Below are 19,824 nucleotides of genomic sequence, written 5' to 3' on the forward strand. Positions count from 1 at the left end.
GAGCACGAGGTTGTGATCGGCCCACCGCAGAATTTGGGTGTCTCGGCGTAAGAAACCCGACCATGGACATTCCAAAGCCCTTGCGCGGCGTGTCTACTGAGCTCAGCTCCCGAGCGCCGGGCGAGGTCCGACCCCACCGGACCCCTGGCTCTCGGGGCACACCAACCGTTTACGCGACCGGAGGTGCCCACGATTATGAATGCCGTTCCCCCTTTTCGCCACAATGCCGTACTGACCATGACCGTCGAACTCGCCCACCGGGTGATGCAGGAGCACATCGACTGCCCGGTCACCGTCTGCGCGATCAAATCGCAGGCGAAAACGCTACTGGTGCAGCACAACCGCATGTCCCCGGCCAACCGCGTGAAATTCGGGTACTGAGCCGTGGACCGACTGCGCGAGATCGAAATCGATGTCCTGCGTGAGGTGATCGAAGCCGTCGACGCCCGCCTCGACACCCTGCCCCGCCTCACCGTCCCCCGCTCCCAGGTCTACGCCGCGATCATCTACGCCGTCCTGTCCAGCGCCCGCAGCACCGGCCACTACGGCGCCGGCATGCTCGCCAACGCTCCCCTGCTCGATTCCATCCTCTCCGGCGCCGAAGGCACCGACCACGGCGCCACCATCCTCGCCACCCTGATCGACCTGAACGCTCTGGAGTGACCCACATCACTATTGAGGTTGACCTCGGGTCAGGGTGGACGCTCGTCGCGGCGGCACGAAGCCGGCCGGGACGTACCGATTCCAGGAGCACACCATGTCGATCGACCACCACGCCACCGACACCCTCGACGCCACCCGGGCAGACGGGGCACACAGCGCCACCATCGGGCCGAATGCCGTTGCCGGGCAGCAACGCCCACGGCTTCAGACGGCGCTCGAGGAGATCGCCGAGTCCGGATTCGTCGGGGTGTCGGTGCGGGTGAACGACGAGCGGGGCGAATGGGTCGGCACCGCCGGAACGGCCGAACTGGGCGGGTCCGCGAAACCGCCGGTCGACGGGCACGTCCGAATCGCCAGCAACACCAAGACCTTCACCGCGGCCCTGGTCCTGCACATGGTGGCCGAGGGCGCGATCGAACTCGACCGACCGGTGGCCGACTACCTGACCGAGTTCGGCCTCGACCCGCGGATCACCGTCCGGATGCTGCTGCAGCACACCAGCGGGATATTCAACTTCACCGGCGAACTCTATGACGATGGGACGGTGGTGCTCGGGATCCCCGCACCGGGCACCCCCGCCGGCGAGCAGTGGGTGGCCCACCGATTCACCACCCACCGACCGCGTGATCTGGTGGCGCTGGCCCTGTCCAAGCCGGTGCGTTTCGCGCCCGGAACCGGCTGGAGCTATTCCAACACCAACTATGCGCTGGCGCGGCTGCTCATCGAGAAGGTGACCGGTCGGCCCTTCGCCGAGCAGATGCGGGAGCGGATCCTCGACCCGCTCGGACTCTCGGAAACCGTGGTGCCGGAGACCTCACCGGAGATCCCCGAACCGCATGCTCATGCTTACTACCGGTGTCTCGAGAACGACGAGGAAACCATCGTCGACGTCACCCGGCACAACCCCTCGTGGAATCCCTGCGGCGGCGACATGATCTCGACCACCCGCGATCTGCATATCTTCCTGTCCGCGCTGCTGCGCGGGCGCCTGCTGCCGGCCGAACTGCTCGCCCAGATGTGCGCGCCGCACCCGACCGGCATCCCCACCATGGACTACGGCCTCGGCGTATTCGTCCGTGACCTGCCCGGCGCCGGGGTCCTCATCACACACAACGGCGCCCACGCGGGCTACGCCACGCTGATGTACAGCACCCCGGACGGCGCAACGACCATGACCGCCGCCCTGACCTGCGTCGATGATTCCGCCCTGTCCATCGCCGCGCCCTTCCAGCAGGCACAGCAGCGGCTGCTCGCCGAGGTTTTCGGGGCCGAGCTTCCCGGTCAGGCCGACTAGCAGGTAGCGGCGGCCGCATCGAGCTCGACCGGCTCGGTGCCGCCGCCCAACGGAGGAGTTCCCATCATGCGCACCGTCGTAGACACACCATCGAACGGGCTGGTCGAGCTGCTTGTGGGCGACCGCCACTCCCTGCCGCTGTCGGTCGCCTTGCATCTTGTCCCCGGCATCCTGATCGTGGCCATTTACCTGCTCATCGCCGAACCGTTCGTCGCGGCCGTCGGGTTTCCGGCGTTCCTGGGCTGGGCGATCGCCCTGTGCCTGGTGCTGATTCCGGTCCTGGCGGGCCTGCTGTGGCTGGGCCGCCGGCGCAACGGCCGGGTTTCGTTGCGCGGCGTACTGCACTACACCGGCAGACCCGTTCCACGCGCGAAGCTGGTGGCGATGGTCGCGGCACTCATCGCATGGATGACGGTGTCCGGGCTCGCGCTGGCCCCGCTCAACAATTTCTGCAAAGGCTGGTTCACCTGGCTGCCGTACGCGAACACCGGCGGCAGCGGTAACAACAACTACCTCGATCTCGACGGCTACTCGTACTCGACACTGCTCACCACGATGCTGATCTGCCTGCCGTTGACCGGAATCGCCCTGCCGCTCATCGAGGAGCTGTACTTCCGCGGTTTCCTGCTTCCCCGGATCGCCCATCTCGGTGGATGGGCGCCGGTGTACAACACGGTGTTGTTCGCGCTGTACCACTTCTGGTCACCGTGGGTGTTCATCTCGCGGGTGATCTTCACGTTTCCCGGGTACTGGCTGGCATGGCGGCACAAGGACATCCGGCTGTCCATCGGGATGCACGTCGGCGTGACCACGCTCGTAGCGACGTCCGGCACGGCCGCCTTCGCGCTCGGCCTCACCTGATGCGGAAGGCTGAGACGATGCGAACCGGAGTCACGATCGGGCAGGCAGCGGCATTCGTCGGCGTCACAGTGAAGACTGTGCGCCACTATCACAAGCTCGGCCTGGTCGCCGAGCCCGGACGCGACAGCTCGGGCTTCCGGCGATACGGATCGGCCGAGTTGTTACGACTGGTGCGAGTGCGGACACTGGCCGCGGCCGGGGTGCCGCTCGCCGATATCGGGCCCATGCTCGCCGCCGACCCGGCCTCCTTCGCCGCCGCGCTCGCCGACGTCGAGGACCAACTCACCGCACGGATCGAGGAGTTGATCGCGCGGCGCGACACACTACGGCGTTTCGCCGACGGCGACCGGGCACTGCTGGGCGAGCGCGCCGTCGCACTGCTGGAACGCATGGCCGGCCTGGGTTTTCCGGCCGGTGAAGTGGCGGCCACCAGGGAGGGCTGGGTACTGGCCAGGGCTCTGGTCCCCGACGGCTTCGACCGGTACCTCACCGACCTGGAACAGGCGCTGGACGATCCCGGATACGTCGCGCTGATCCAACGCGCCGCCGAGGCCGCGGCCTGGGATCCGGACGACCCCCGCATCGACGAACTCGCCACCGCGATGGCCGACCACTATCTGGCCAATCCCGCCCATCTCGAGATCGTGACCGGCCTGCAAGCAGGCACCGAGGCCGCGACGCGATACCAGTTGATCGCCCACCACGGCGCGGAACACGGATCGGCGACCGCCCGTGCGCTCGCGCTGGTGGAAGCCAAACTGCGCGCAGCCGGTGTTCGAATCCCCAGACCGGACACCCACTGATACACCCCGAGGCCGGGCGCCCCGGTATACGGTGTGATCGTTTCACTGATCGATCACGGAGGGAACCAGCGGTGGGGGCATTGGAGCCGGGGTCGGTGTTCGCCGGATACACGATCGAACGTCTGCTCGGGGTGGGCGGCATGGGCGAGGTGTATGTCGCCCGGCATCCGCGGTTGCCGCGTTCGGATGCGATCAAGGTGCTCGGGGCGCAGTTCACCCGGGACGAGTCGTATCGGCGCCGGTTCGAGCGGGAAGCCGATCTCGCGGCCTCGCTGTCGCATCCGGGGATCGTCAGCGTGCACGACCGTGGTGAATTCGACGGGCGGTTGTGGATCGCGTTGGCGCTGATCGACGGGGTGGACGTGTCGGCGTTGCTGGCCTCCGCGCCGGGCGGGCTGCCGAATGCCGAGGTGGCGCGGGCGATCACGGCGGTGGCCGACGCGCTCGACTACGCGGGTGCGCGCGGGCTGGTGCACCGCGATGTGAAGCCGGCGAACATCCTGCTCGCGCGAACCGGGCATTTCCTGCTCACCGATTTCGGCATCGCGCGCATGGGGCCGGAGAGTTCCGATCTGACCGGCACCGGGATGACCATCGGGACCATCGCCTACGCCTCACCGGAACAGATGCAGGGCCTGCCGGTGGAGCCGCGTTCGGACCAGTACGCGCTGGCCGCGACCGCGTTCCACCTGCTCACCGGCGCGCAACCGTTCACCGGCACCAGCCCGGTCGCGGTGATCATGGCGCACGCCCAGCAGCCGGTGCCCAGTGTGCGCGAGCGGCGCCCCGATCTCGCGCCGCAGGTGGATGCGGTGTTCGCGCGGGCGATGGCGAAGTCTCCGCAGGAGCGGTTCGCGACGAGCAAGGAGTTCGCGGCGGCGCTCGGGCACGCGCTGTCGTTGCCGGGGCCGCATGGTCCGGGCTCAGGCTCGGCGGCCGATCGCCTGGCGCCCACGGTTGTCAATCCGGGCGCCGGGCAGTCGGGTTCAGCCGGGCATCCGGGTTCAGCCGGGCATCCCGGTTCGCCGGGGCATCACAGTTCGCCGGCGCATCCGGGTTCGCCCGGACATTCCGGCCTGCCCGCGCATTCCGGTGCACCCATGCATCCGGGTTCGTCCGCGCATCCGGGGCGCCCCGCGCATCCCGCGCCGATCGGCACGAGACCGCGGCACAGCCGGGTGCCGCTGGTGTTCGGTGGCGTCATCCTCGCGATCATCGTGGCGATCGGTGTGGCGTTGGGCATTCAGACCTACCAACGCAACACCGCCGGCGCCGAAGAAGCCGCGCAGCTGCCGCGCCGCCCGGTCACCCCCACCCTGCCCGCGCTTGGCGCACGACCCGACCAACCGGTGTGGACCCTGCCGGAAGTGGCAGGCCGGCCGGGTGCACGAACGCTCAACGCGAAGGTGCTCGGCGGCGATTCCGAGATCGTGCTGTACGCCCGTACGGTCCGGGTGGGCAGCACGGATCGGGCCGAGTACCTCGAGATCGTCGATGCGAACACCGGCCGGCTCGTCGACGGCACCGTGCCCATCGCGATCGACACCGGGGATCGAAACCTGGACGACTGTGTGGTCAGCGCGAATCATGCGGCGGCGGCCTGCGGATTGTCCGGAAGTACCGACGCTGTCCTGGTGGTCGACGTCGCCACCAGCCGGATCACCGAGACGGTGGAGGTGCGCGGCGATGTCTCCCGCCTGACCGCCGTCGCCGACCGATTCGTCTTCGTGGACCGGCCCGATCATCGGCAATCACCGCTGCTGCGGGTGCTGGGCCTGGACGGGCGGGAACTGGCTCCGCTCAGCGGAACCGACATCGCGTCGACCACGCCGTCGGGGCAACCACGCCATGAGATCGAACTCTTCGGCCTGGTCCGCCTCGCCGTCGTCACCTCAGCACCAGACCCGTCGAACCCGCTGTCGAAGTACGAGTTTCGGGTGATCCGCCTGGAAGACGGCGCGGAAATCCTGCGACGCGAGACCGTCGAGCCCCTGGAGCGCGGCAGCTGGAACGTCTTCATCGACGGGTTCGTTCTCGACGACGGCGACACACGCGGGATCTACGACCGCAACGGCACCAAGACCGCCGACCTGCCGGCGGGTTGGCGGCCGAGCCAGCGACCCTACTACACCGACCCGAGCCCGCCGGAGACCTCCGTGCCGATCGTGATCAAAACCGACGGCAACAAGACCACCTACGCCGGTGTGAGCCCGCGCAACGGGATCGTGCTGTGGGAGCAGCAGTCCTACGGCGCCGACGACAGTCCCGAACAATTGCTGTTCCGCGGCGTCGGCACCCTGATCACGACCTACGAGATGAGCCGGATCGTGGACGCGTACTCCGGTGAGTACGCGATCAGCGCCGCCTCGCCCGACGACTGCACCATTCTCGGCACCGACGGCACCCGCATCGCCATCGCCCGCGACTACGGCTCCTCGGGCAACCGGCTCGAGGTATGGGACAGCAAGGGGCAGGTCTGGGAAGTCACCAGCGAGCACATGGCTGTCGCGGTGGGCGGCAAGGTCTATCTGGGGAATCTGCGGCTGTTCTGAGCGCAGCCGCGCCCATCACCGGCCGTGAACCCGGCCCGATCTAGCTGAATACCACCGTTCTCAACGCTGCGAGCAACGAAACTCATTGCACAGCAGTCAGTACCGTGCGACAGCCCACGGTCAGGAACGCCCCTGCGCGGCATCACGCTCCGCGATGCGCGCCCATACCGCCGGATCGGTGCGCGGCCCACCCGGCATGTTCGCCCCGTACCGCTCGATCTCGGCGTCGATATCGAGCGGCCCGGTCAACGCCGCACCCGGCCGCAGCGCCTCTTCGACCCGCGCATCGGGCACCAGCCAGCACACCTCGAACTCGATGCCATCCGGGTCGCGCCCGTAGAGCGCCTTGGTCGAACCATGATCACCGGAACCGGTGAGCGCACCCGCCCGCGCCAACGCGGCCCGCATGGCGGCGAGCTCGGTCAAGGTGTCGACCTCCCACGCCACGTGATACAGCCCGACCGACCCGGGCGGCGCCGCCACCGCCCTACGCGCCTGGAACAACCCCAGGTCGTGATCGTTGGCCGACCCCGCATGCCGCAGGAACGCGCCACCGGGGAACCCCATCGGCAGCCGCTGGAAGCCGAGAACGTCCTCGTAGAAAGCGAGACTGCGTTCCAGGTCCGACACGTACAGCACGACGTGGTTGATGCCCCGCATACCCATACTCCTCACCTCGCCGCCTCCGCCACGCCTCGGACGCGCGGAACCATCGCCTTCCATAGTGCTCTCGCTCCGGTTCCGGCGGCCGATCGCGTCCCGGAGATCGGGACTCCGCCCGGTCAGGCCCTGGGTAGTTCACCTCATGCTCGTGCGCCGACAGGATGGGCTGTTCGCCCGATGAGGGACCCCCGCCCCCGGTCCTACTGTTCGACCATGAGCACCGTGACACAAGACCGGCACACCGCCGGCACCACCTATCGTCCATTGATCGAATCCGAACTCACGGAGGCGGACGAGATCTTCCGCCTCGCCTTCGGGACGTTCATCGGCTTGCCCGACCCGATGGCGTTCGCCGAAACCGCCGACCTGGTACATACCCGGTGGGCGGCCGACCCGAGTGCCGCCTTCGCCGCCGATATCGACGGCCGGCTGGCCGGGACCAACTTCGGCACGCACTGGGGCAGTGTCGGTGTCGTCGGCCCGTTGACGGTCCGCCCCGAATACTGGGACCGCGGTCTGGGGTCGCTACTGATGGAGCCGGTGATGGAGCGCTTCGCCGCCTGGGACACCACCATCCAGGGGCTGTTCACCTTCGCCCAGAGCCCCAAACACGTCGAGCTGTACCGCAAATTCGGCTTCTGGCCGCGCTATCTCACCGCGATCATGCGTAAACCCGTGCAGCGCACGCAGCCGGCACCGGGATGGATGGCCTACTCCGAACTGTCCGGGGCCGAGGAGTCCACGGTGCTGTCGATGTGCCGCACCCTGACCGATTCGGTGTATCCGGGATTGGATCTGTCGGGCGAAATGGCCCGTGCCCGCACCCACGGCGACACCGTGCTGCTCACCGACGGCCGATCGGTGACCGGGATGGCAGTCTGCCACCTCGGCGCGGGCACCGAAGCCGGACACGACGTCTGCCTGGTGAAGTTCGGTGCCGTCAGCCCGGGCCCGGGCGCGGCGGAACGGTTCGACCGACTCCTCGACGCATGCGAGGATCTCGCCGCCGAACGCGGCACCGGAGTACTGGAAGCCGGCACGAACCTGGCCCGCACGCACGCCTACAGCACCATGATCGCGCGCGGATACCGCACCTACCTGCAGGGCATCGCGATGCATCGTCCCGGCGATCGCGGCTACAGCGATCCCGAGTCCTATGTGATCGACGATTGGCGTTAGGCGAGATCGTGGCGGTAGGCATAGGCCGTCGCGGCGGCACGCGAAGAGACCCGATCTTGGTGAAGATATTGCTGAGATGGCGAGCGACGGTCTTATCGCTCAGCGAAAGCGATTGCGCGATAGCGTGATTGGTCAGCCCGCCGGAGACCAGGCGCAGCACCTCGGCCTCGCGTTCGGTCAGGCCGGCCGGTAACGGCGACAGCCCGCGATCGGCGAGCAACGCGTCGGTGGCCTCGACATCCGGCCCAGCGCCCAGCCGAGCGAAGATCGACCGGCAGGCCGCCCATTCCACAGCGGCGGCCTCCTCGTCGCCGACCGCCCGGCAGGCCGTGCCGATCAGTCGGCGGGTGCGCGCGAGTTCGTAGGGGATGTCGAGTTCCGCCCAGATCCGTACCGCGGACCGTAGCTCGGGCAGCGCCGCGACCGGATCGTCGTCGGCCAGGTGCAGCGCTCCGCGCGCATAGGCGGCGCGGGCCCGCGCCGCCGGTCCGATATCGGCCAGCTCGTCCAGCTCGGCCACCACCTGCTGCGCCCGCGCGTACTCCCCCGCGGTCGTCGTCAATTCGGCCATGGCCGGCAACAGTGACGCGCGGGCGAGGCGGTCGGCGGGCCGTTCGGCCAACGCCCGCGCCAACCCCGCCGCGGCCGCCTCGGAACGCCCCTGCGCGGCGCGCAGCAACGCCATCCCGGGCTGGACCTCGCTGCCGTATCGGCCGGCATGCGCGAACGCCTCCTCGGCGCCGCTGAGATCGCCGACCACGCGCCGGATCTCACCGACCTGGTACCAGGCGCGGCCGGCGTCCATCGCGACCGTGCCGTTCTGCTCCTGGCAGGCCAGCCGCGCCTCGCGTTCGGCCTCGGTCCACGCACCGTGCAGCCACAAGATCACCGACCGGTGCATCCGGCACGATCCGGAAATCGGCGTCCCGGCACCGTGCGAACACGCCCACTGCTCGAACGCCGACGTCCACGCCTGCGCCCGGGCGATATCGGAGATGGCCTCGCAGACGTTGATCGAGCTGCAATAGATGCCCGCGCTGACCAGCGGACTTCGCACCTCACCCGAGAGCACGGCCAGCATCGCTTCATCGAGCAGGGCCACAGCGGCAGCGATATCGCCGAGGGCGGCGAGCGCGCGCCCCTGCTGGTGCAGACCGTAGCCGACCAGATCGCGATCGCCGTGGCGTTCGCCGATCGCGGTGACGCGACGCCCGAGTTCCAGCGAGAGGTCGAGGTTGCCGGCGAAGTAGTTCGCCTCGGCCTCGGCCAGGCACAACATAACCGTGCGCCGCGCATTCGGGCTCAGTGGCGAGCAGGCGCTGGGCACGCGCCAGCCAGCCCATCGCCGCGGCCATATCGCCGCGCAGACTCAGCACCAGGTGGATGCGATAGGCACACAGTGCGGCCTCGCGGTGCGCGCCACCCTGCACATGCTGCGCGTACAGCCGGCTGCGCAGCTCGATGCTGTGCTCGGTGTGCCCGAGCAGGTGGGCGCATTCGGCGAGGATCTCCTGGTCGGTGGGATCGAGTTCGGCGGTTTCGGCGGCCCGGCCCAGCAGCGCATACGCCTCGTCCCACGCGGCGGCGCGGAACGCGGTTCGGCCCGGCTCGACGTCAGCGACCACATCAACACGGTCCCCCTCGCGGCACGTGCACGCAAGGGTCGACGGCACTACGCTGGCCCGCGACCTGCGAAAGGAGCCGTATGAGCACCGCCACCGCCGACCGGCTGGCCGAGATCGCATTTCCCCTGACACCGTGCCCGGACTTGAACCGGGCGTTCCATGAGCATTGGCCGGTGCGCCTCGGCGACACCGACGGCCAGGAGCGGCTGCGGCTCGACGCCGTGGCGCGCTACCTTCAGGACATCGGCTACGACCATCTGCAGGTGGTGGAGGACGGCGATCTGCATCCGGGCTGGATCGTGCGGCGCACGGTCATCGACGTGCTGGCGCCCATCGAATTCGGCGACCGGGTGCATCTGCGGCGCTGGCCGTCGGCGCTGTCGAACCGCTGGTGCAATATGCGCATCCAGGTCAGCAGCGAAAACGGCGGGCAGATCGAGACCGAGATGTTCCTCATCCACGTCGATATCGAGGCCGGCCGCCCGGCCCGGATGACCGACCGGTTCATGGCGCCGATGCTCGCGGCCACCGACCAGCACCGGCTGCGCTGGCGTCCGGCGCTCGAGGAATCCACCGGCGTCGACGCCGACCTGCGGCCGTTCCCGCTGCGGGTGACCGACGTGGACCGCTACGGCCACGTCAACAATGCGGTGCACTGGGAAGCCGTCGAAGAAGCCCTCGCCCGCTTCCCCGACGCACCCGCCGCGCCCTACCGGGTGATCCTCGAACACGCCGGACCGGTCATGGCCGGCGACGAGGTGCAGATCCGCTCCTGGCAGGGCGCGGACGGGCTGCGCGTACAGCTCGAAGTCGACGGCAGCGCACGGACTTTGGCGCGTATCGAGAGCGTCTGACCGGAGCGGGAGCGGAGCGGATCCGTGTCCGCTCCGCCTCCCCGCACTCAGCTGGTCTGGATCTCGCTGCGATCCCCGCTCCACAGCGTGTGGAACTTGCCTTCGGCGTCGATGCGCTCGTAGGTGTGGGCGCCGAAGAAGTCGCGCTGACCCTGGGTGAGGGCGGCGGGCAGGCGTTCGGCGCGCAGGGCGTCGTAGTAGGACAGCGACGAAGCGAACGCGGGCACGGGGATGCCGAGCATGGTCGCGGTAGCGACGACCCGGCGCCAGCTGTCGATGCCGGTTTCGATGGCCTCGCGGAAGTACGGCGCCAGGATCAGGCTCTCCAGATTCGGGTTCTCGTCGTAGGCCTCCTTGATCCGGTTCAGGAACCGGGCCCGGATGATGCAGCCGCCGCGCCAGATGGTGGCCAGATCACCAGGCTTGAGGCCCCAGCCGTATTCGGCGCTGCCGGCGGCGATCTGGTCGAAGCCCTGCGCGTAGGCGACGACCTTCGAGGCGTAGAGCGCGCGGCGGATGTCCTCGGTGAAGGTCTCCACATCGGTGGGCTTGTCGGCCAGCGTGCCCGCGGCCAAACCCTTGGCGGCGGCGCGCTGGGCGCGGGAACCCGACAGCGCGCGAGCGAAGACCGCCTCGGCGATACCGGTGACGGGAATGCCCAGATCCAGCGCGGACTTCACCGTCCAGCGGCCGGTGCCCTTCTGCTCTGCGGCATCCACGATGACGTCGACCAGCGCCTTGCCGGTCTTGGCATCCACCTGGTTGAGCACCTCGGCGGTGATCTCCACCAGGTAGCTCTCCAGATCACCGGAATTCCACTGGGTGAACACATCGGCGATCTGCTTGGCGTCGAAGCCGAGCGCGTCGCGGAACAGGTGGTAGGCCTCGCCGATGAGCTGCATATCGGCGTACTCGATGCCGTTGTGCACCATCTTCACGAAATGCCCGGAACCATCGGGGCCGATGTGGGTGCAGCAGGGAGTGCCGTCGACCTTCGCGGCCACCGATTCCAGCAGCGGGCCCAGCGATTCGTAGGACTCGGCCGGGCCGCCCGGCATGATCGACGGACCGTTGAGCGCGCCCTCCTCACCACCGGAAATGCCAGCGCCGACGAAGTTGAGCCCGCGCTCGCGCAGCGACGCCTCGCGCCGGATGGTGTCGGTGTAGAGGGCGTTGCCGCCGTCGATGATGATGTCGCCCGGCTCCATGGCCGCGGCCAGTTCCTCGATGACGGCGTCGGTGGCCTCACCGGCCTTGACCATGATGAGCACCCGGCGCGGCTTCTCCAGCGCGGCGATCAGTTCCTCGATCGACTCCGTGCGCACGAAGTCACCGTCGCCGCCGTGCTCGGCCAGCAGGGCGTCGACCTTGGCGATGCTGCGGTTGTGCAAGGCGACGGTGTAGCCGTGCCGCGCGAAATTGCGGGCGATATTGCTGCCCATGACCGCGAGGCCGGTGACCCCGATCTGTGCGCGCGCGGTGGGAGATGTCATCGGCGGGTTCTCCTTGTCGATCGAGCTCGATGTGAACCCCCGCAGTCTAGGCAGCGCGCCGATGGCCGCCCGGCCCGCGCTCGGTCGCGGCGCTACTACTGGCCCACCGCGCCGGTTCCGGTGACGAAATCGCGCTGCGCCGAGATCGACGCACCCATCCAGCGCCGCAGGTAGGCGCGCAATTCGTCCTCGGTGCGCGGCGGATCGCCCGGCGACACCAGGAACGAATGCATCGTGCGCAGCACGAATTCGACCAGCTCTTGCAGGGCGGGTTCGTCGTAGCCGTGGCGGGCCCAGTCGACGTCGAAGCGATGGATCATCGTCATGCCGAAGGTCTTGGCCTGCACCGAGGTCATGCTGTCGGGGTCGATGGCCGAGTACGAGCTCGTCAGCACGATGCGCAGATGCGGGGTGCGGCGCACGTCGGCGAGGGTGAAGACCGCGGCTTCGGTCATCGCCTCGGCCGGATCGTCGAGGCCGGCCACGTGCGCGGCCAGCCGGTCCAGGAAGCCGTCGACCGAGGCGATGGCCGCGGCCGTCAGCAGCGATTCGGCGCTGGGGAAATAGCGGTAGACGGTCTGGCGGATGACGCCGAGCGCGTCGGCCACATCGGCGATGCTGATCGCCGACCCGGTCCGCCCGATCAGCTCGACCGCGGTGGCGACGATGCGCCGACGGGCTTCCTCGTCGTCTTCGGGCGGACTCCCGCCCCATCCGCGTCTGCGCGCCACCGGCCGGACACTACCACCGCCTTCTCCCGGGTCGGCGATCTTCCTAAAGCAATCATACAAACAGATGCTTGGTTGTATGGTTACACCCGCAGCGCTGCCCCGCGCAGCGACAGACCCATCCCCTACGCGAGGTACTCCCTGTGACGAATGTGCAGCCCCGAAAGATGGATTTCGGATTCGAGGACGCGGATGTCCCGTTCCTGTGGAACCCGCAGAATCCCGCCTGGTCGAGCATGTCGAACGCGGTCTCGTTCCTGGCCGTCGGCTTCGAGAAGATGATCGTCAAGCTGATCATGCAGCTCAAGCCCGTGTTCACCGACCCGGAGGTGGCCGCGGAGGCCACCGCCTTCATGCGCCAGGAAGGCCATCACTCGACCGCGCACCGCCAGCACGTCAAGGCGCTGATCAAGAAATACCCGGGCCTTCAGAACACCCTCGACGCGGTGATCGGCGAATTCGACCTGCTCACCGAGGCCACCTCGCACAACTACCGCCTCGCCTACACCGCCGACCTCGAGGCCACCTTCACGCCGGTGTTCAAGCTGATGCTCGACAACGAGGACACCCTGTTCCGGCCCGGCGACGACCGGGTCGCCTCGCTGTTCATCTGGCATTTCGTCGAGGAGGTGGAGCACCGCAGCTCGGCGCTGATCCTGTTCAACGCCGTGGTCGGCGACGAGCTCTACCGGATGCGGATGGCGCCGTCGATCTTCGCGCACGTGCTCAAGGTGATCCGAATCGCCTGCATGGGCTTCAACCAGCACGTTCCCCTCGCCGACCGGCAGGTCGACGCCATGGCGATGTTCGCCCGCCACCGCGCCAAGCAGCGGGTGCTGACCTTCTTCGCGCCGTACCTGACCAAGGGCCCGATGCCGCGCGCGTTCGACGGACTCCCGCGCAAGGAACAGCTCACCGCCCTGGCCGGGGTGTTCCGCAGCCAGATGCCCAAGCACGACCCGACCCACGAGAACCTGCCCGAGCTGGCGGATCGGTGGTTCGAGCGCTATGACGCCGGCTACGACTGCACCCGCTGGTACACCGCCGACCAGAACGACACCTCGGTGGCCTCGGCGGTGAACTCATGAGCGATCTGTGTACGCCCACTTTCGCCGATCTCGCCGAACGCATGGGTTTTTCCTGTGACGAGACCGGCGGGCTGGTCGAATTCCGCAATCCGGCCGCACTCGAGAACTGGACGCTGCTCGCGCTCGAGGTGACCATCGTGCTCGGCTCGGTGCTCGCACTGGTCTACGCGATCATGCGGCTGCGCAAACACGGTGACCCGACCAATCTGGTGCTCTGGTTCGGCGCCACCGCGTACCTGTTCGTGATCGAACCGCCGCTGTATTTCCCCGGCGCGTTCGGCATCGACGAGCACGTGGACACCATGTTCGCGCACAACCTGTTCACGGTGGAATTCCTGTGGGGCAGGCTGCCGCTCTACATCATCGCCATCTATCCGTTCATGGCGACGGTGGCCTTCGAAATCGTGCGCATGCTCGGCATTTTCCGCCGCCATGGTGTGCTGCTCGGCGCGGCGTGCGTCGGGTTCGTCCATCACGCGTTCTACGAGATCTTCGACCACATCGGCCCGCAGCTGCGCTGGTGGGAATGGTCGCTGGACAATCCGATCAACCAGCCGTTCTTCGATGCGGTGCCGCTGCCGAGCGTGGTCGTCTTCGCGGCGCTGTGGCCGATGTCGCTGGCGTTGTGCGTGCAGTATTTCGTGGGCCGGCACGTCGATGCGGGCACCGAATTCACTGGGCTGCAATTGGTGTGGCGCACCGTGGTGATCGGCTTGCTGGCTTCGGTCGGCACCTTCGTCTTGCCGTTGCCCGCCACGATCATCGGTATCGGCAGCGACGCGGTGCGCGGATTCGTCTATGCCGCAGAACTTGTCGTGCTGTCGGTGGTTGCGGCGGTGCTGATGTACCGGCAGTGGGCAGCGTCGCGGGCCGGGTCCACGCCGGTGTACGGGTACCGCAATCGGTTCGTGCAGGTGTACGCGCTGGTGTATCTGGCCGTGATGGGAGTGCTCTGGGTGAGCGCACTGCCCGACTACTTCGCGGCGGTCGACGGCCTCACATCGGAGGGCGATCCGGTCGGCAACCTCTGGTACACCCTCGCCTGCTTCGCGATCGCACTCGTGTCCGTCGCCGCGACGTTCACGATGCCGCAGGGTCAACCCGAGAAAGACAGCGGATCGGAGCAGGACGCCGCACCACAGGCACAGGCCTCGGCACCCGAGCCCGCCTAGGTTCTGTCTCGAATTCCGCGAGGGGTGGCACTGTACGTCGGTGCCACCCCTGTCGTCGGCCCTGGTTCGGGATCGGCTGGTCGGGCATGATGGCGGCATGAAGTACGTGTTGCTGATCTGCGACGACGAAACGACTTCACCGACGATGGAAGAGATCGCCGCCGATCCGGCATATCGGGCCTATGACGACGAGGTGGAGCGGCGGGGCACCGGCCTCGGCGGCGCGCGACTACGTCCGGTGGCGGACGCGACGACCGTCCGTCTCCGCGACGGCGAAACGCTCGTCTCCGATGGGCCGTTCGCCGAGACCAAGGACTTCATCGGCGGCATCGACATCATCGACTGCGCGAATCTGGACGACGCGATCGCCATCGCCGCACGTCATCCGTACGCGGCCCGGGGGTGCATCGAGATTCGCCCCGTCTGGGAATGACTGCGCCACAAGAGGTTCGCGCCGCGGTGGATGCGGCGTTCCGCGACGAGTGGGGTCAAGTGGTCGCGACTCTCATCGGGCTCACCGGCGATTGGGACCTCGCCGAGGACTGCGCTCAGGAGGCGTTCGCGGCAGCGCTGACCACGTGGCCGCGCGATGGTGTTCCGAGCCGTCCGGGGGCCTGGCTCACGACCACGGCGCGCAACCGGGCAACCGACCGGCTGCGCCGGGAGACCGCCGCGGCGGCGAAGCTGCGCGGGCTCGCCGTGCTGGCACGTGACCCGATCGAGCCGCCGACGGACCGGATTCCGGATGAGCGGTTACGGCTGATCTTCACCTGCTGCCATCCGGCACTGCCGTTCCCGGCCCGGGTCGCGCTCACCCTGCGCACGCTGGCGGGCCTGAGTACCGCCGAGATCGCGAAGGCGTTCCTGACGGCCGAATCCACGATGGCGCAACGCCTGGTGCGAGCGAAACGCAAGATCACCGAGGCGGGCATCCCGTACCGCGTGCCACCGCCGGAGCTGCTGCCACAACGACTGCCCTCCGTCCTGGCGGTGTTGTATCTGATCTTCAACCAGGGCTACGACGACGAGGACGGGACCCGTGGGCTGGCAGGCGAGGGAATCCATCTCGGGCGGGTCCTGGTGCGGCTGCTGCCCACCGAGCCGGAGGCACGCGGTCTGCTGGCCCTGATGCTGCTGCTCGAGGCCCGCCGCGAGCACCGCACCGACCACGGCGTGCTGGTCACGCTGGAACACCAGGACCGATCCCGATGGGATCGCGCGCTGATCGCCGAAGGCGTGCGGACACTCGACGACGCGCTGGCCCTGCGGCGTCCCGGCCCCTATCAGGTGCAGGCCGCGATCGCCGCCTGCCACGCCACCGCGCCCGACGCGGCGGCCACCGACTGGCCGCAGATCGCCGCCCTCTACGGCGAGCTCGCCCGGCTGGCGCCGTCCCCCGTTGTCGACCTCAACCGCGCCGTGGCGGTGGCGATGGCCGAGGGGATCCCCGCGGGCCTCGCCCTCGTCGACGAACTCGCCGAGTCCGGCCGCCTGGACGGCTACTACCTGCTGCCCGCGACCCGCGGCGATCTGCTGCGCCGCGACGGCCGGCTCACCGAGGCGGCCGCGGCGTACGAGGCGGCGCTGGAACTCGCACCCACCGAGGCCGAGCGTCGCTACCTGGCCGAACGCCGCAGCGAATGCTGACACGCCTCCGTTTCCGGATCCCGCAGAATTTTTCTCGCGCCGATGTCGATCCCGCGCACTCTCGTTCGTCGGTGGTGCGAACCACCCGATAGAGAGAGGTAAGACAATGTCGAACACCGAGTACCTGAGCGCCACGATGTCGGTCGACCGCACCCCGGAGGAGGTCTTCGCCGCCGTCACCGACGTGCGCGGATGGTGGAACCAGAACATCATCGGCGACACCGCCGCCGTCGGCGACGAGTTCGTCTTCACCGACGACGTCAATTACGCCGGCGAGACAGCGAAGACGAACAAGGACGGCATCCGGTTCAGCCGGTTCCGGATCACCGAGGTCGTGCCAGGCCGGCGGATGGTCTGGCACGTCGTGGACTCCGATCTCAGCTTCATCGACGACCGCGACGAGTGGACCGGCACCGACGTCGTCTTCGACATCACCGCCGACCAGACCGGCACCACCCTGCACTTCACGCACCAAGGCCTGACCGCCGCGAAATCCGAGTGCTTCGATGCCTGCTCGCAAGGCTGGACCTACTACATCACCAAGAGCCTGCCGCAGCTGATCACCACCGGCACCGGCCTGCCCTTCGCCAAGTACGACGCCTGAACCGCGCCGACCTGCCGTCAGGCCTCGTGGCCCGGCGACAGGTCGGCCACCGCGCCGAGGTGCAGGGCCGACGTGGCCGCGGTGGACGGCGGCGCGGCGGCGGTGATCGGCTCGAGCAGATGGCCGACGTGGTCGCCGAGGTCGCTGCGGGCGATGATGCGCCCGGCGAACCAGCCGGCGGCCCCGTCGAGAATCGGCAGACCGTGCGGTCCGCCGGACCAGGCGCACTGCGCGAACTTGTCGGTGCTCTCCCCCGTCGTCGTGGCGAACAGGCGGGCGAGGTCGAACTGGTCGCCGGTCAGCAGGTGCACGGCGAGATAGTCGGCGTTGCGGGCGATCCGGTAGGTGTGGTTGTTCTTCGACACCGCCACCAGGAACCGCCGCGGGTCGATGCTGACCTGGCAGGCGAACCCGACCAGGCAGCCGGCCCGGCGACCGCCCGCGACCGTGGTGACGATCCATACCGGGCTGTCCGCGGCGGCGACGAGCGCGTCGAATGCCTCGCCGACCTCGTCGTGGGTCATCGCGCCTCCTGTGCGCTCGTGCACGTCTCCGGCCCCAGGGCAACGATAACGCCCGTCGCACAACAGATGTCGGAAGTGACGGGCGCGGCATCGACTTGAAACCGGCTTCACCCGAGTGCTATAAGAAATCTATGTCGGATGGCATAGATTATGTGAGCGGCTCGGCCGAGTGGCGGCACGGCACCGTGGCCTGGTTCAACGCGGAGAAGGGATTCGGATTCCTCACCCCCGACGACGGCAGCGAAGCGGTCTTCGTCGACTTCACCGCTATCGAGACCACCGGCTACAAAACCCTGTCCGCCGGCCAGCCCGTCGTCTTCACCACCACGCGCACCCGCAGCGGTCCCGAGGCCGCGCGGGTCCGCCCGTACACGCGGGCGCCGCACCGTCCACACCTGACGTCCCGGCCGAAAGGTATTCGATGGCACCACAACACGCGCACCAATACATCCTCGCCTTCCTCGCCTGCCTGGCCGTCCTCGCCGGCCTCGGTACCGCACCGGTGATCCTGATCGGGCTCAGCCTGCTCGCCGCCACGGCCATGCTGATCGCACTGGTCGTCGATACCGGTGCGCGGACCGGTCACTAGCCGGGTCGGCGTCGTCGCGGTCGGTCCGGCGCTCGGATTCGTCCGGTATGCCGGCGGCGGCCAGCAGGGCGGCTGGCGGCATGTACTCGTCGATCAATTCGCGTGACCACCAGGCACCCGTCCTGCGGCGCTCGCCGCGAGAAGTGAATCGGTAGATGTAGAGCAGGGCGCGCACGTATTCCGGCGGCCGCTGCGGGAACGGATTGGTGCCCAGTAACCGCAGCGTCGCCGGATCGCCGTGCAGCAGTTTGGCGATCAGGCTCATGAACCAGGTTTCGGCGTAGCGGCTCGACATCGCCGCGAACCACATCATCCAGTCCAGCCGCAGGTGATAGGGCGCCACCTGGCGCGGGCGGCGGGTCGGCGTGCCGGGTTTGGCTTTGAATTCGTAGGGCTGCCAGGTGGGGTTCTCGTCGGGGTCGTCGTCGGTGCCTTCGATCACGATCTCGAACCGGGTGCGGGTGATGTGGCCGAACAGGCCGTAGGTGTTGCCCAGGTAGAAGCGGTTGAACGCGGCATTCATCACCTGGTTGCGCGAGGCCATATTGCGCACCGGCGCCCAGCTCAGCGCGATCATCAGCACGGCGACCGCCGTCACCAGGACGGTGAACCACAGCGGCCCGTCGGGCGCGGCAGCGGGCTCGATCGGCAGGATCGCGTTCAGCAGCCGGCCGTCGAGGGCGAGCGTGGCCAGGGTGATCGTCAGCAGATTCAGCCAGGCGAAATTGCCGCTGACCATCAGCCACAGCTGCGTCACGATGATGATCACCGCCGACACCGTCGCGATCGGCTGCGGGCACAGCAGCCCGAACGGCACGATCAGCTGCGCCACATGGTTGCCCAGCACTTCCAGCCGGTGCACGGGCTTGGGCAGATGGTGGAAATACCAGCTGAACCGGCTCGGCAACGGCTGAGTCTGGTGGTGGTAGTAGAGCGCGGTGAGATTGCGCCACGCCGGATCGTTGCGGATCTTGATCAACCCGGCACCGACCTCGAGCCGCACCAGCACCCACCGCAGCAAGAAGATCACCAGGATCGGCGGCGCGGTCTGCGCGTTGCCCAGGAAAATCGCCAGAAATCCCACTTCCAGCAGCAGCATCTCCCAGACGAAGCCGTAGAAGGTGCGCCCGGCGTGCACGAACGACAGATACAACACCCACAGGCAGGCCCAGATCGCCATGGCCACCGGCAGCGGCACCACATCGAGCACACCGGCGACGACGGCCGCCGACAGCAGCACGCCCAGCCCGGCCAGCACCGTCGCCATCCGATCGGAGTAGTGCAGCTGGAACAGGCTGGGCGCGCGCCGGAATCCCGCCGCCCGCAGGTACCGGCGCGCCGGCAGCAGGCCGTGATCACCGCACAGGGCCCGGAACTGGGCCAGCGTCGACCAGAAGGCAACCAGGTACACCAGGCCGAGCAGCCGCTCGAAGATCAGCCGGGCCAGTACGTATCCGGAGTCGTAGAACCCGAACATCGCCGATC

19 protein-coding genes and 2 pseudogenes are annotated in these 19,824 nt (G+C 68.3%); 15 read left to right on the top strand and 6 right to left on the bottom strand.

Annotation, left to right across the window (positions count from 1 at the left end):
* The first annotated feature begins 237 nt into the window (after positions 1-237).
* From NOCYR_RS28450 to NOCYR_RS27940, 6 genes are all read left to right on the top strand, one after another.
* Entirely contained in the window at positions 238-381 is a 144-nt protein-coding gene (locus NOCYR_RS28450) for a hypothetical protein (RefSeq protein ID WP_014351264.1), read from the top strand.
* 3 nt (positions 382-384) lie between these two features.
* Positions 385-663 carry a hypothetical protein gene (locus NOCYR_RS30805; protein ID WP_014351265.1) on the top strand — a complete coding sequence of 93 codons (279 nt, stop codon included), beginning with the start codon at positions 385-387 and terminating at the stop codon, positions 661-663.
* Positions 664-757: 94 nt separating this feature from the next.
* Positions 758-1,957 (top strand): serine hydrolase domain-containing protein, encoded by a 1,200-nt coding sequence (locus tag NOCYR_RS15180; RefSeq protein ID WP_014351266.1) that lies wholly within the window; start codon positions 758-760, stop codon positions 1,955-1,957.
* Between the two features lie 66 nt (positions 1,958-2,023).
* Positions 2,024-2,818, top strand: a complete 795-nt coding sequence (locus tag NOCYR_RS15185) for a CPBP family intramembrane glutamic endopeptidase (RefSeq protein ID WP_014351267.1) — start codon at positions 2,024-2,026, stop codon at positions 2,816-2,818.
* Between the two features lie 17 nt (positions 2,819-2,835).
* Entirely contained in the window at positions 2,836-3,621 is a 786-nt protein-coding gene (locus tag NOCYR_RS15190) for a MerR family transcriptional regulator (protein ID WP_048834185.1), read from the top strand.
* Between the two features lie 71 nt (positions 3,622-3,692).
* Positions 3,693-6,173 carry a serine/threonine-protein kinase gene (locus NOCYR_RS27940; RefSeq protein ID WP_148280655.1) on the top strand — a complete coding sequence of 827 codons (2,481 nt, stop codon included), beginning with the start codon at positions 3,693-3,695 and terminating at the stop codon, positions 6,171-6,173.
* A gap of 120 nt (positions 6,174-6,293) precedes the next feature.
* Here NOCYR_RS27940 and NOCYR_RS15200 read toward each other — a convergent pair whose 3' ends face one another.
* On the bottom strand, positions 6,294-6,833 hold the full coding sequence (locus NOCYR_RS15200; RefSeq protein ID WP_014351270.1) for a VOC family protein: 540 nt from the start codon (positions 6,831-6,833) through the stop codon (positions 6,294-6,296).
* Between the two features lie 216 nt (positions 6,834-7,049).
* On the opposite strand from NOCYR_RS15200, the gene NOCYR_RS15205 reads away from it, so the two are divergent.
* Positions 7,050-8,015, top strand: coding sequence for a GNAT family N-acetyltransferase (locus NOCYR_RS15205; protein ID WP_014351271.1), 966 nt, complete (start codon positions 7,050-7,052; stop codon positions 8,013-8,015).
* A gap of 61 nt (positions 8,016-8,076) precedes the next feature.
* Here NOCYR_RS15205 and NOCYR_RS30910 read toward each other — a convergent pair.
* A pseudogene (locus tag NOCYR_RS30910) lies at positions 8,077-9,294 on the bottom strand (LuxR C-terminal-related transcriptional regulator); the annotation flags it as partial.
* 4 nt (positions 9,295-9,298) lie between these two features.
* Here NOCYR_RS30910 and NOCYR_RS15215 point away from each other — a divergent pair.
* Both NOCYR_RS15215 and NOCYR_RS15220 read left to right on the top strand, forming a co-directional pair.
* On the top strand, positions 9,299-9,724 hold the full coding sequence (locus NOCYR_RS15215; protein ID WP_048833416.1) for a hypothetical protein: 426 nt from the start codon (positions 9,299-9,301) through the stop codon (positions 9,722-9,724).
* On the top strand, positions 9,721-10,494 hold the full coding sequence (locus NOCYR_RS15220; protein ID WP_014351273.1) for an acyl-[acyl-carrier-protein] thioesterase: 774 nt from the start codon (positions 9,721-9,723) through the stop codon (positions 10,492-10,494). Before NOCYR_RS15215 ends, NOCYR_RS15220 begins: the two co-directional genes overlap by 4 nt.
* 47 nt (positions 10,495-10,541) lie before the next feature.
* On the opposite strand, the gene gndA is transcribed toward NOCYR_RS15220, so the two are convergent.
* Positions 10,542-11,987: an NADP-dependent phosphogluconate dehydrogenase gene (gene gndA / locus NOCYR_RS15225; protein WP_014351274.1), complete on the bottom strand. Its 1,446-nt coding sequence runs from the start codon at positions 11,985-11,987 to the stop codon at positions 10,542-10,544.
* A gap of 95 nt (positions 11,988-12,082) precedes the next feature.
* Complete coding sequence (locus NOCYR_RS15230) at positions 12,083-12,718, bottom strand: TetR/AcrR family transcriptional regulator (RefSeq protein WP_014351275.1); 636 nt, start codon at positions 12,716-12,718, stop codon at positions 12,083-12,085.
* Positions 12,719-12,858: 140 nt separating this feature from the next.
* Here NOCYR_RS15230 and NOCYR_RS15235 point away from each other — a divergent pair, with 140 nt between their 5' ends.
* From NOCYR_RS15235 to NOCYR_RS15255, 5 genes are all read left to right on the top strand, one after another.
* Positions 12,859-13,803: a metal-dependent hydrolase gene (locus tag NOCYR_RS15235; protein ID WP_048833417.1), complete on the top strand. Its 945-nt coding sequence runs from the start codon at positions 12,859-12,861 to the stop codon at positions 13,801-13,803.
* Positions 13,800-14,975 carry a hypothetical protein gene (locus NOCYR_RS15240; protein ID WP_014351277.1) on the top strand — a complete coding sequence of 392 codons (1,176 nt, stop codon included), beginning with the start codon at positions 13,800-13,802 and terminating at the stop codon, positions 14,973-14,975. Before NOCYR_RS15235 ends, NOCYR_RS15240 begins: the two co-directional genes overlap by 4 nt.
* A gap of 97 nt (positions 14,976-15,072) precedes the next feature.
* Positions 15,073-15,408 (top strand): YciI family protein, encoded by a 336-nt coding sequence (locus NOCYR_RS15245; RefSeq protein WP_014351278.1) that lies wholly within the window; start codon positions 15,073-15,075, stop codon positions 15,406-15,408.
* On the top strand, positions 15,405-16,622 hold the full coding sequence (locus NOCYR_RS15250) for an RNA polymerase sigma factor (protein WP_048833418.1): 1,218 nt from the start codon (positions 15,405-15,407) through the stop codon (positions 16,620-16,622). The genes NOCYR_RS15245 and NOCYR_RS15250 overlap by 4 nt, the downstream gene beginning before the upstream one ends.
* A 106-nt stretch (positions 16,623-16,728) precedes the next feature.
* Positions 16,729-17,226: an SRPBCC family protein gene (locus tag NOCYR_RS15255; protein WP_014351280.1), complete on the top strand. Its 498-nt coding sequence runs from the start codon at positions 16,729-16,731 to the stop codon at positions 17,224-17,226.
* Positions 17,227-17,243: 17 nt separating this feature from the next.
* On the opposite strand, the gene NOCYR_RS15260 is transcribed toward NOCYR_RS15255, so the two are convergent.
* Positions 17,244-17,750, bottom strand: a complete 507-nt coding sequence (locus NOCYR_RS15260; protein ID WP_014351281.1) for a flavin reductase family protein — start codon at positions 17,748-17,750, stop codon at positions 17,244-17,246.
* A 131-nt stretch (positions 17,751-17,881) separates the two neighbouring features.
* On the opposite strand from NOCYR_RS15260, the pseudogene NOCYR_RS30505 reads away from it, so the two are divergent.
* Positions 17,882-18,112 (top strand): annotated as a pseudogene (locus NOCYR_RS30505) (cold-shock protein); the annotation flags it as partial.
* Between the two features lie 156 nt (positions 18,113-18,268).
* Here the strand turns inward: NOCYR_RS30505 and NOCYR_RS15270 are convergent.
* Complete coding sequence (locus NOCYR_RS15270) at positions 18,269-19,816, bottom strand: lipase maturation factor family protein (protein ID WP_014351283.1); 1,548 nt, start codon at positions 19,814-19,816, stop codon at positions 18,269-18,271.
* Between the last annotated feature and the right edge of the window lie 8 nt (positions 19,817-19,824).

Origin of the sequence: Nocardia cyriacigeorgica GUH-2 (genome assembly GCF_000284035.1) — a bacterium.
Taxonomy (GTDB): Bacteria; Actinomycetota; Actinomycetes; order Mycobacteriales; family Mycobacteriaceae; genus Nocardia; species Nocardia cyriacigeorgica_B.